The sequence below is a fragment of the Stenotrophomonas sp. 21LCFQ19 genome (assembly GCF_056861425.1).
Window position 1 is genome coordinate 246,632 of the sequence record NZ_JBSPUF010000004.1, and the last position, 12,555, is coordinate 259,186.

9 protein-coding genes are annotated in these 12,555 nt (G+C 65.0%); 3 read left to right on the plus strand and 6 right to left on the minus strand.

Annotation, left to right across the window (positions count from 1 at the left end; genetic code table 11):
- Positions 1-49: 49 nt before the first annotated feature.
- The 6 genes from AC13FW_RS06760 to AC13FW_RS06785 form a co-directional block, all read right to left on the minus strand.
- Positions 50-253, minus strand: coding sequence for a hypothetical protein (locus AC13FW_RS06760; RefSeq protein ID WP_482988600.1), 204 nt, complete (start codon positions 251-253; stop codon positions 50-52).
- Between the two features lie 499 nt (positions 254-752).
- The gene (locus AC13FW_RS06765; RefSeq protein WP_482988601.1) at positions 753-2,195 is read right to left on the minus strand and encodes an amidohydrolase; all 1,443 of its coding nucleotides are present in this window, start codon (positions 2,193-2,195) and stop codon (positions 753-755) included.
- Positions 2,196-2,212: 17 nt separating this feature from the next.
- On the minus strand, positions 2,213-4,024 hold the full coding sequence (locus tag AC13FW_RS06770; protein WP_482988602.1) for an amidohydrolase family protein: 1,812 nt from the start codon (positions 4,022-4,024) through the stop codon (positions 2,213-2,215).
- Between the two features lie 14 nt (positions 4,025-4,038).
- Positions 4,039-5,043 carry a FecR family protein gene (locus AC13FW_RS06775; protein ID WP_482988603.1) on the minus strand — a complete coding sequence of 335 codons (1,005 nt, stop codon included), beginning with the start codon at positions 5,041-5,043 and terminating at the stop codon, positions 4,039-4,041.
- Positions 5,027-5,614, minus strand: coding sequence for an RNA polymerase sigma factor (locus AC13FW_RS06780; RefSeq protein ID WP_296253322.1), 588 nt, complete (start codon positions 5,612-5,614; stop codon positions 5,027-5,029). Before AC13FW_RS06780 ends, AC13FW_RS06775 begins: the two co-directional genes overlap by 17 nt.
- 52 nt (positions 5,615-5,666) lie before the next feature.
- Entirely contained in the window at positions 5,667-9,032 is a 3,366-nt protein-coding gene (locus AC13FW_RS06785) for a TonB-dependent receptor (protein WP_482988604.1), read from the minus strand.
- 185 nt (positions 9,033-9,217) lie between these two features.
- On the opposite strand from AC13FW_RS06785, the gene AC13FW_RS06790 reads away from it, so the two are divergent.
- The 3 genes from AC13FW_RS06790 to AC13FW_RS06800 all read left to right on the plus strand — a co-directional run bounded on the left by AC13FW_RS06790 (position 9,218) and on the right by AC13FW_RS06800 (position 12,508).
- Entirely contained in the window at positions 9,218-9,694 is a 477-nt protein-coding gene (locus AC13FW_RS06790; RefSeq protein ID WP_481532999.1) for an LEA/WHy family protein, read from the plus strand.
- A gap of 37 nt (positions 9,695-9,731) precedes the next feature.
- Positions 9,732-11,522: an acyl-CoA dehydrogenase C-terminal domain-containing protein gene (locus tag AC13FW_RS06795; protein WP_482988605.1), complete on the plus strand. Its 1,791-nt coding sequence runs from the start codon at positions 9,732-9,734 to the stop codon at positions 11,520-11,522.
- A gap of 320 nt (positions 11,523-11,842) precedes the next feature.
- The gene (locus AC13FW_RS06800) at positions 11,843-12,508 is read left to right on the plus strand and encodes an HNH endonuclease (protein WP_282266789.1); all 666 of its coding nucleotides are present in this window, start codon (positions 11,843-11,845) and stop codon (positions 12,506-12,508) included.
- The last annotated feature ends 47 nt before the right edge of the window (positions 12,509-12,555 follow it).

Below are 12,555 nucleotides of genomic sequence, written 5' to 3' on the forward strand. Positions count from 1 at the left end.
ACAAAAAGCCCGCCATTGGCGGGCTTTTTGTTTGCCTTGACTGATCGAATCAACCGCTCTGCTGCAGGACCGTATCCAGCATCTGCATAACGAAACGCTGTTGTGCCTTGGGTAGCGCAGCAACGCGCTCCAGCTGCTGCTGCAGCTTCGGTGCCGGGCCGCGCTTGCCAGTGCGCTTGGTCGGCGCGCCAATCAATTCTTCCACCGTCACCGCCAGAGTATCCGCCAGCAGCGGCAGCATGGAGATTGGCACTCGCCGCTGCCCGCTTTCATAGGCCGTGACTGCCTGCTAGGAGACGCTCTGAGGTTCAAGCGATCATCAAGCCCAGCCCATGTCAATGCGACTGGTCCTCGCCCTTGTCCGCATTGATGCTTCATCGTAGAAGTCAGCCTAAGTATCGGGTTGCCAACTCAACCACGCGACCGCCTTACGCAAAACGCCCGCTGATGAGCGAGCGTTGATCTAATCATTGATCGGTGAGGTGTTTCCGGCTTTTAGCGGCCAGCTTGCGAACGCGACGCTCTCCCAGCTGAGCTACCACCCCACACGGTGAACCGAGCATAGCGCTGTTGTCTGCGCTTCGCAAAAGGCCGATGCCCTGCCCGAACACGAACGGCGACCCGATGGAGGGGATCGGGCCGCCGCCCGAGGGCGCGATGGGCTACCCAGCAACATCACTCCGGTCGCCACCTTGCCCACGCTGCGGTGAAGCCTGCGTAGAACCGAGATTGCAATCGCGCGACAGCGTGCTTCAGTCCTTGGTCTTGCGCCGATAATCCAGCGGCGGCGCATCCCGCTGCAGCAGCGGCACGTAGCGGAAGCCTACGCCGCGGCGCTCGTCGAACTCCTGCTTGGCCTTGGCCACCAGCTCCGGCGACTGCAGCAACTGCACGCCGGCCAGGGCTATTACCTTGGCTGCGTTCAATGCGCCTTTGGCGCCGATCGACATGCCCGATGCCGCTACTGCCTGCCAGCTGTGCGCCGGGGTTCCGGGCACCCAGGTGGCGGTGCTCACGCCAACCGTGGGGACATTCCAGCTGACATCGCCAACATCGGTGGATGCGCTGCCCGCCTGATCCGCTCGGTAGGGCTGCAGCTGTGTTGCCTCTTGCAGGTCCGGGCGCTTTTGCAGACTCTCCTGCAGCTTCTTTGCGAATGCCAGCTCGGCCGGATCGTATTGCACGCCGCCAACCTGCTGCAGCGCTGTCTGCATCACCTGCCCAAGCGTGTCATTGGGCAACAGCGAGTACACGCCACCGGTCGGCTCGAATTCGACCGTGGTACCCGTGCCCATTGCTGCGCCTTCGGCTGCCTTCTGCAGGCGCTCGATCACATCGCGTACGACTGCCGGGTCGGTATGGCGTACGTAGTAATACGCCTCGGCCGCATCCGGCACCACGTTGGGTGCGGCGCCACCGTTGCTGATCACGTAATGGATGCGGGTGCCATCGGGCACGTGCTCGCGCATCAGGTTGGCCATGTAATTGAAGGCCTCCACGCCGTCCAGTGCGGAGCGGCCACGTTCCGGGGCAATGGCGGCGTGGGCGGCGCGCCCGTGGAAACGGAACTTGCCGCTGATGTTGGCCAGTGTCGTGCCTTGCGCAGCGGAGTTCTCGTCGGACGGATGCCAATGCAGCACCACATCCACATCATCGAACAGCCCCGCCTTGGCCATGTACACCTTGCCGGAGCCACCCTCCTCCGCTGGCGTTCCGTACAGCCGCACTTCGCCTGGCGTACCGCTCTGCTGCATCCACTGCGCCAGGGCGCGGGCAGCGCCTACCGAAGCCGCGCCAAACAGATTGTGGCCACAGGCCTGGCCGGCATCCTGGCCGGCAATGACGCTGCGCACCGGCGTCGCCGCCTGTGCCATGCCGGGCAGCGCATCCATTTCTGCCAGCAGCCCGATCACCGGGCCCTTGCTGCCGTTGCGGAAGCTTGCGACGAAGGCCGTCGGCATGCCGGCAACATTGGCCTGAATATGGAAGCCGGCCTGTTGCAACTCCTTCTGCAATAGCGCGGATGATGCATGTTCCAGATAGCCGAGCTCAGGCTGCTGCCACAACTGCTCCCCAAGCTCAGCCTGCCGCTGCGCGTAGCTGTCCAACGTACTGATCACGTCCGCGGCAAGTGTGGTTCCTGCAAGAGGAAGCAACGCTGCCAGCAACGCAGCACGCAGATAACGGGTCTTCATCCAGCCAGCCCCACGCATCAATAGAAACTGACGTTGTCGATCTCGAACCACAGCTTGCTGCCGGGTTCGCCGCTGCCGGAGACAACCAGCTGCTGCAGGTCATCGCCCTTCCACACCGCCACGGGTGCCTTGGCGCGATACGGCGGCTGGCCCTGCAGTGCGGTGAACGGAATCTCCACCGTCTGCCATTGCGCCCCTGCCTGCAGTGGTGCAACGAAACGACGGTTACCCAACGCCCGCACTTCCAGCTGCAGTTCCGGTGCGCTGCCGCGCAGCTCCAAGCGGATGCCGCGATAGGCACGCGCATCCACCGGCGCCACCGAACCACGGCTCAACGGCAGGATGGCCGCAGCGAAGGCAGTGTCCTTGCTGGACAGCTTGGCCTGGGTCGCCAATGCGTTGCCGCCAGTTTCGCGTGCGACGATCTCGGTCACCTGCGCGGTACGGTCATTACCGCCATCGGCTTCGTCCACGCGCAGCGTGTCCAGCGCGGTACGACCATCAGTGCGCTCAAAGTCATCAACCAGGGCCTGCACCGGCTGCGCAGGCAAGGCCAAGGCCTTGTTGCCGGCCGGCAACACCGCACCCTTGCCTTGCACCTGGCGACCGGCCACGTATACCTGCTGCGTATTGCGAACGTCGCCGATGCGCTCCCACGGGCGACCGCTTACGAGCAACAGATCCGCGCGCTTGCCAACTTCGATGCTGCCGCGGTCATTCACGCCCAGCGCCTTGGCGCTGGCCGAGGTACCAGCCAGCAGCGCCTCGCTCGGGGTCAGCCCAGCCTGCACCAGCAGCTCCAGTTCGCGCAGGGTTGAGGTGCCATGCGGCGTACCGGTCATGCCGGCATCGGTGCCCACCACGACCGGAATACCGGCATCGTGCAGCGTCTTGACGTTATGCAAGGCGTTGGCGAAGTTCTGCTCGCGCTGGGCCAGCACATCCGGCTTGCCGTTGTTGCGTCCGCTGCCATCGACGCGCTCGGGCAGATACACCGCCAGCGAAGGTGCATAAGCGGTACCGTGCTCGCGCATCAATGCGATCAACTCCTCGTCAACCGCACCGTCCTGCACGCTGTGCGCGATCACGTCCACGCCCGCACGTGCTGCGGCCTTGCCGCGCTTGACCATCACTGTATGGGTGAACACCTTGAGGCCATTCTTGTGCGCCTCGTCGACCAGCGCGGTGAGGGTTTCCTCGTCCATGCTGCTGTTGTCGGCGGCATTGGAATAGCGCCAGCCATCGGTGAAGGCCTTGATGAAATCCGGCTTGTAAGCGGCCACCGCGCGCACGCCTGCACGTGCAGCCTCGGGTGAGTTCACCCAGCGCGTGGTGTTCTCATCCCCCCAATCCGCGCCATGGCCGAGCGGCGTGCTCATGCGCGCGGCGAACTTAACGTCGGGTGCGGCAATCGAAGCCAGCCACGCACGCCGTGGCGCATAGGCTTCTGGCGGCTCGTGGAAATCGCTGACCGTGGTGACGCCAGCCGCCATGTAGAGGTTCGCTACCTGCGGCAGTTCCGACGGCGTGGCGTTCGGTGTCCAGTGCGTGTGCAGATCGAACAGACCCGGCAGCAACGCCTGGCCACGCGCATTGACCACGCGTGCGCCCTTGGGGGCTGCCAGCTCGGCGCCGATAGCAGCGATACGACCGTCCTCGACCAGCACGCTGGCCGCATAAGGCGCGCGCCCGGTGCCATCGAAGACCATGGCATCGCGGATCAACACAGCCTTGTCGCCGGTAGTAGCGGCCACACTGGCCTGCCCTGCCCCCAGTAGTGCAGCGGTAAGCACCGCCAAGGCGAAACCACGCTTGCTGTTGTAATGCATGTCTTTATCCGGATTCATTGCATGGACCGCGCCGCCTGCGGCGCGGCATCAGGGGAGCTCAGCCGCACCACGTCTCCGCGCTGCTGCACCACCAGGCCAAGGCTCAGCGCGACACTATTGGCGAAGCCGCGCGGGTCACTGGCCGAATACAAGCCAACGATGCGGCGACTGCCAACCAGCGGGTCATCGATGACGATGCGGGTATCGCTGTAGCGCAGGAACTGCGCCGCCGCCACCGACAAGGTGTCGCCATTGAACGACAACATGCCTTCGCGCCAGGCCAGTTGCTGGTCCACGTCATCCGTGGGCACCGCCTCGATGCGGATGCCGTGGCTGCGGTTGGCCAGCGCGCGGTAGTTGGCCACCAGCCGTGCAGGGGCGACCGCGCCCTGGGTATCGGTCACATCGACGATGCCCTCGCGCACCAGCACTTCCACGCCGCCGCTGCGGCGTTCGGTGAGGCTGACCGCGAAACTGGTGCCTACCGCGGTGACATCGGTTTCCTCCGCGCGCACCACGAACGGGCGTTGCGGATTCTTGGCCACATCGAACAAAGCCTCGCCCTGCAGCAGATGGATATCACGGCGGGTCGCGCTGAACTGCACCCGCACCTGCGAGTCCGAATCCAGCGTGATCGCCGAACCGTCCTGCAGCGGTACGCGCAGGATCTCGCCCTTGCGGGTGGCGAAGTACTCGGCCCCATCGTCCTGACGTTGCACGCCGATGGCGAGCACGCCAACCACGGCGGCCAGGCCCACTGCCCAGCGCAGCACACGCCGCGCCCGTCGTGGCGCGCGTGCGGTGAATGCACGGTCCATTTCGCCGGCCGACAGCGCGCGTGCGCGGTCGGTACGCGCCAGCACCGCATGGGCGCGGGCATAAGCGCCAAAGTGGCGCGTATCGGCTTCCAGCCAGGCATCACGTTGCGCACGTTCCTCCACCGTGAGTTGCGCGCGGTCCTCGCGCGCCACCCAACTGGCGGCTACATCATCAATACTCGCATCAGCGCCGACGCGCATGCCTTGCTCCTTCCGCGGCGAACCGCTCACTACTCTTCTGCATTACGTCGTCATCACGCTTCATCGAATCCATCAATACCCGGATTCCCTTGCAGATGTGTTTCTCCACGGTGTTCTCGCTGATCTGCATGCGTTCGGCGATCTCGCGCTGTGAGTAGCCCTCCACACGCCGCAGCACGAACGCCTGCCGACACTTGTCCGGCAGGCTCTCGATCAAAGCGCCTATGCGCGCCAGTTCCTGTCTCGATGAGGCCATCCGTTCCGGGCTGACTTCGTCGCCAACAATGGCGACACGGTCGATCTCGGCCACCGCCTCGATCGACACCACCTGCGCACGCCGCAACTGCTGCAGCACCACCGAGTGGGCGACCGAGTACACATAGGCCTTGGGCTGCAGGATGTGCGATACATCCGCCATCCCGGCGAGGATGGCGTAGGTCTCCTGGATCACGTCATCCACGTCCTGGCGCAGCGACAGGCGCCGCCGTAGCCAGTCCCGCAGCGCGGGCTCGCAAGGCAATATGTGCTCGGCCAACCAGCCGGCACGTTCCCGCGCAAGCGCCGCGTTCATCGCGGCACCCGCCCGGCTCCCGCCAGGTGGCGGAATGAAACGTTTTTCTGCATCAGAACGCCTTGCTCACGTTGACGTACCAGTAACGCGGATTGGCCTGGTAGACACCCGACGGGTAACCGAACACATCGTCGGAGATCGGCGGGCGCTTGTTGGCGATGTTGTTGGCACCGACCTTGACCGCCACGTTGTTGAGCCAACCTTCGCGTGCAAAGTCGTACTTGACGAAAGCGTTAGCCAGCGTCTGCGACTTCACCGTCCACGGCGTGCCATCGGCCAGGGTCAGGCCATTCTCGACGTAGGAACTGGCATAACGCGCGCTCGCGCCCATCGACAGCTGCTGGTAACGCCAGGTCAGCGTGCCGGACCACTTCCATTCCGGGTTACCGCCATTGCCGATCAGGTCACCACCACCGGTGATACGGATCGACGGATCCACCAACCCCGCCGACTTGGCATCTTCCAGCGCCTGCAGTGCCGGCGAACGCTGGCGGTAGAACTCGATCAGATGGGTACCGGTAACCGAAAGATCGAAGCGGCCGATCGCGGTTTCCGGCGAGTTCCAGCTGAAGTTGTAGTCCACGCCGCGCAGGGTCTGCGGCTCCAGGTTGACGTACTGGTCGGTGACGTACAGCACCTTGCCGGCAGCAGCCAGACCGGTGCCGGCGAAGCGGGCGATGTCGTCAGCGGTCGCATCTGCACGCACCACCGCCGAGTTACTACCGCCCTGCTGGCGCAGCATGTAGTCCAGGATCAGCGCATTGCCTTCACCGAACAGGCCGATGATGCCTTCCTGCTCGTACTTGTAGTAATCGACGGCGAAGGTGAAGCGGCCGTAGTTCTCCGGGATGAAGCGCGGCTGGAAGACCAGGCCCGCGCTGGTATTGGTCGAGGTTTCCGGCTTCAGGTCCGGGTTGCCCGAGCGCCGTGCGGTGGTGGAGTAGCTGTAGCCGCCGCAGTTGGCGAACGCCGGCTGTGCACCGCTGCGCTTGTCCGCCTCGCACTGGATGTAGTCGGTGCGGGTATTGGAACGGCTCACCACTGTGGCGTTGATCTGCTCCAGGTTGGGCGCGCGGAAGCCCTTGGCCCAGGACGAACGCAGGGTCAGGCCATCAAACACCTGCCAGCCCAGCGCCAGCTTCGGCTTGGCGACATTGCCGAAGTCGTTGTAGCGCTCGGCGCGGCCGGCCACCTGCAGGTCCAGCGAGCGCACCAGCGGGATGTTCATTTCCGGCGACACCAGCGGCACCGAGAACTCGGCGAACAGACCGGCGACGGTGCGCGAGCCATAGGTGTCCGGGGTCGGGCTGACGCCGTACATGTCGCTGGGATAGGCAACGCCGGTAATCGCATCGGTGAAGGTCACCGAACCATCGACGCGTGCATCGCGATCATCGCGCTGGGTTTCGTGCCGCACTTCCAGGCCCGCGGCCATGCCGACATCGCCGGCCCAGGTCCTGAACAGGTCCGCGCGCGAGGCCTTGAAGTCCCACAGGAACAGCTCGGTCTTGCTCTGGCGCTGCGCCTTGTAGAAGAACTGGTCCAGCTTGTCCCAGTCATTGCAGCCGCCACAGAACGGGTTATAGGCCGACGCGGTGGGATTGGCCAGGGCTTGCTGGAACAGCGACATGCTCACTGCATCCTGGGTGTCCTTGACCCTGGCTGCCGAGTACAGCGCAGCGCTTTCCCAGTCAAAGCCGTAGTGGAAGCCACGCAGGCCGGCCAAGGCACGCACCTGGGTGTTGTTGACCTCGATGCGGGTCGGCCGCTCGAAGCGGTAGCTGGTGATGGTCACCGGCACGCCGTTGGCGTCGATGTTCAGGCCCTGCAGGCGGTTGGGGTTGAGCGAACCGTCGGGCAGGTACATCGCGCCGAAGGGATTCCAGTAGTTGCTGGCTGCCACCGTCATCGGCAAGGCGGTGATGGTGTTGACGCCGTTCTGCAGGCTGTAGGCGCGCGAGTTGTAGACGCCTGCCTCGCTGAAGAAGGACAGGCCGTTGTCGAAATCATGCTTGCCGGTGACGAACAGGTTCAGACGACGCACATCGGGGCTGATCGACAGCGGATACTGGCCCTGCTGGTTGTCACGCAGGTTGGCGTCGGCACCGGAAGTCGCCTTGCTGCCGGACTGCACGCACAGGCCATCGGCAATGGTCGCCGCACAGCCGCTGTTGCTGGTGGGCTGCACATGGAAGGCACCGGCGGTGGTGGTCAGCCAGGTTCCGTTCTGCGACACGCGCGGGCCAACCACGGTGAAGTTGCCCCACGGACTGTTGGTATTGCGATTGTCGGTGCCAGCCAGGCCTTCAAACGGCGTGCCGAGGAAGTCGGCCGCACGGTTACCGTTTTTGGTCCAGTCCTGGTCCAGCGAGTTCAAGCCGGTGGTGTTGTAGTAATTGAAGGCGATGGTGATGTTGGAGCGCAGGTCTTCGGAGTTCTTGCCCCACATGCCGTTGACGCCGATATCGCGCAGGTCAGTGCCTTCACCGAAGCCCTTCTGCACGCTGATGGTGCCGCCGTCCATGTCATCGCGCAGGACGTTGTTGACCACGCCAGCCACCGCATCGGTACCGTAGATAGCCGCCGCGCCGTCCAGCAGCACTTCAACACGGCGCAGGTTGGACACCGGCACCGCATTGGCGTTGTAGGTCAGCACCGGCACCAGGTTGCCATCGGCCTGGCTGGTGGGATGGACCACGGTGCGGCGACCATTGATCAGCAGCAAGGTATTGCCAACGCCAAGGCCACGCAGATTGACCGAGGCGATGTCGCCGCGGGCGTAGTTGGAGCTGTTGCCACCATTGGTGCCACTGAACGAGACATCGCCCATCTGCGGGATGGAGCGGTACAGCTCGTCGCCGGACACAGCGCCGGTTGCCTCGATCTGCTCGGCCTGCAAGGTCGCCACCGGCAGGATCGCGGCGGTCTTGGCGCCCTTGATCTGGCTGCCGACCACGGTGATCTGGTCCAGCGTGCTGACGCTTGGACTGGCTGGCGCTGGCGCGGGTTCAGCGGCTTCCTGTGGCGCAGCCGGAGCCGCTGCCTGCCCGGCGGCCAGGCCACCCAAACCACCGAGCGAAGCCAGCATCGGCGTTGCCGCGCGCAGGGTAATGGTGCGACCGTCATCCGATGCCACACTCAGGCCGGTACCGGTGAGCAGGCGGGCCAGCGCCTGGCGCGGCTCCATCTGCCCCTTCAGCTCGGCCACTTCGATGCGCTGGGCGCCGCCTGAATGCGCCGGGGCGATGATCTGCACGCCAGCCTGGCGGGCGAATTCCGGCAATACCTCCTCGATGCTGCCAGCCTGAAGATCGAACTGTGGTGGCGCTGCCAGCGCCGGAACGGAGGCGCACAGCGCCACAACTGCCAGACCGCCGCGGATAGCGCTTGCAAGCGGCAACAACTTGAATGAACGCATTGATGAATCCCCAGAAAATGACGCGAATGACGGCAACCTCTGCCCCCTGCACTAGTCGATGCATGACCGCGGCGGTTCCGCCATCCCATCGTCATATTGGCTGATCTTGCAGACCTGTACCCAGCAGGCCGCCATACGCCGTAGTATTCTTGGGAGATAAGCTCAGGACCCGAGGACCACGCCCCATGCGTTTTCGCCCCCAGTACGCCTTGATGGCCGTACTCGCACTTGTACTCACCGCCTGCGGCAATGGTCCGGTGAAGCGCGTCTCCGAACCGGCAGCCAGCATCCAGCAATTGAGCGTCGGCAATGACGGCAACTGGGAAGTGGAACTGCGCCTGCGCAACTACAGCTCGATGCCGATGCGTTTCGACAACGTGTCGCTGGCAGTGAAGGTTGGCGATGAAGCCGCCGGCACGCTCAGCGCCAGCCCGGCGCTGTCGATCGGCCCGGAATCGGCCGACGTCATCAAGGTCCGCCTGCAGCCCGCGTCCTCGGCACGCATCGTCGTGGCCGATGCACTGGCCGGTGGCCGCTCGCTGTTCTACGAACTGGAAGGCAGCGTCAGCGCCACGCCGGAAGAAAAGAAACAACGCAGTTTCGACATCAAATCGCGCAACAGCCTCAACCAGGCCCCCGGCCTGCCCGGCGTACTGCGCTGATCCCCCATCCGTTCCCGCATTGTTCGAGAGCCGCCTGATGAGCAACTACAAAGCCCCTGTTACCGATCTCCGTTTCGCCCTGCACGACGTATTGAAGGCCGAGTCCCTGTTTGCCTCGATGGGATTCGAAGACGCTACCGCGGACGTCATCGACGCGGTGCTGGAAGAAGCCGGCCGCTTCAGCACCAGCGTGCTGGCCCCGCTCAATGCGATCGGCGACCAGACCGGCTGCAAGCTCGACAAGGCCACCAACGAAGTCACCACCGCTCCAGGCTTCAAGGAAGCCTACGCACAGTTCGTCGAAGGCGGCTGGACCGGCCTGACCGCGTCGCCGGATTTCGGCGGCCAGGGCATGCCGGAAACCATGGGCATGGCCTTGAGCGAAATGGTGTCCTCGGCCAACCTGGCCTGGAGCCTGTTCCCGATGCTGTCGCACGGCGCTGTTGAAGCGCTCAAGCACTACGGCGAAGACTGGCAGAAGGAAGCCTTCCTCAAGCCGCTGGTGGCCGGCAACTGGACCGGCACCATGTGCCTGACCGAGCCGCATGCCGGCACCGACCTGGGCCTGCTCAAGACCCGCGCCGAGCCGAACGCCGACGGCAGCTATTCAATCACCGGCACCAAGATCTTCATCACCGCCGGCGAGCACGACCTCGCCGACAACATCGTGCACCTGGTGCTGGCCAAGCTGCCCGACGCACCGGCCGGCCCGAAGGGCATCTCGCTGTTCGTCACCCCGAAGTACAAGGTCGACCGCGAAGGCAAGCAGGGCGAGCGCAATGAACTGCATTGCGGCGCGCTGGAACACAAAATGGGCATCCACGGCTCGTCTACCTGCGTGATGAACTTCGACGGCGCCCAAGGCTACCTCGTCGGCCAGCCGCACAAGGGCCTGCAGGCGATGTTCGTGATGATGAACTCCGCCCGCCTCGGCGTTGGCGTGCAGGGTCTGGCGCAGTCCGAGCGTGCCTACCAGGGCGCACTGGCCTATGCCCGCGAGCGCCTGCAGTCGCGCGCACCCAAGGGTGCCGTGCAGCCGGACAAGCCGGCCGATCCGATCATCGCCCAGCCCGATGTGCGCCGCATGCTGCTGACCACCAAGGCACTGACCGAAGGTGGCCGCCTGCTCGCCGCACACGCCTACACCCAGCTCGATGCCGCACACAGCAGCGCCGATGCGCAGGCACGCGCCGACGCCGACACGCTGGTCAGCTTCCTCACCCCCATCGTCAAGGCGTGCCTGACCGAGTGGAGCATCGAGGCTACGTACAACGGCCAGCAGGTATTCGGCGGCCACGGCTACATCGCCGAGCACGGCATGGAGCAGTACGCCCGTGATGCCCGCATCACCACCTTGTATGAAGGCACCACCGGCATCCAGGCGCTGGACCTGATCGGCCGCAAGACCGCCGCCTCGCAGGGCGCCGGCCTGAAGCTGTTCCTGGCCGAGATCGAGCAGTTCATCGCCGCCAATGCCAGCAACCCGGCCGTCGCCGAGTTCCTGCCGGTGTTGGGTGGCAAGGCCAAGGAATGGGGCAAGCTGACGATCGACGTGCTGCAGCGTGCCGCCGCCAACCCGGAAGAACTGGGCGCGGCCAGCTGGGACTACCTCTTCTACAGCGGCTACATCGCCGTGGCCTACTGGTGGGCCCGCTCGGTGGTCGCCGCACAGGCATCCAGCCACCCGGAGGCCTTCAAGCAGGCCAAGCTGGAGACCGCGCGCTTCTACTACGCCCGCATCCTGCCGCGCACCCTGAGCCACGCTGCCGGCATCTCCGCCGGCGCCGACTCGCTGATGGCGATGGATTCGGTCCGCTTCGGCGACTGATCCGGAAGCGAAAGCAGGGGCAAAGCTCCCCTCATCCGCCCCTTCGGGGCACCTTCTCCCGCACGCGGGAGAAGGGAACGATCAGGAAAGCCTGCGACCCTGAAGCCCCTCTCCCGCCTGCGGGAGAGGGGTTGGGGTGAGGGCAGCTCTTGCTTAGCCCCCTCCCTTGCGCCGAAGGCGGAGGGGAGGGCTGGGGAGGGGTAAGCTCTCAGGCGTCCGAGACACCCCCAGCTCCGCGGCTCACGCCGCTCCCACAAAACCACCGGCCGCCACCCGCCTTTACACAAACTGTCACGCATCGTGTATAAGCTGTTAACCCGATGGAGACAGACACTACACCGCGTAGTCTGATCGATACCGGAGCCGGGACTTCCGCTCCGACAGACGGGTTTTCACTTCCGCCCTCCCTGCACCGCCTCGGCTCCGTGCGACTGCTGTCGCTGGATGCGCATGGCCGCGTGCTGGACTGGATCAACTGGCAGGATGCCGCCTGCCTGTATGCACGCGGCGCCGTCGCCTGGACCATGGGCGATCCCTGCCTGCACGTACACGGCGCAATATCGCGGCTGACCGGCCTGCGCAGCGGCATGGACCTGCACCCGATCATCGCCTCCCGCGGCCACGCCCGCTCGCGCGCGATCGACCCCACGCCCAACCTCACCAATCCCGCGCTGTTCGCGCGCGATGCCCAGCTCTGCCTGTATTGCGGCCAGCACTTCAGCCGCCCGCAGCTGACCCGCGACCACGTCCTGCCCGTGTCCAAGGGCGGCAAGGACACCTGGGAAAACGTGGTCAGCGCCTGCTTCCACTGCAACTCGCGCAAGAGCAACCGCACCCCGGCGCAGGCCAATATGCCGCTGCTGGCGGTGCCGTACCGGCCCAGCTGGATCGAGCACCTGATCCTGTCCAACCGCAACATCCTCGCCGACCAGATGGCCTTCCTGAAGTCGCAGTTGCCGCGCAAAGCACTGCAACGCGGGCTCTGAGCCCGGCATCGCGGGCCCGCGTATTCATGCGAAACTGCCATCCAGGC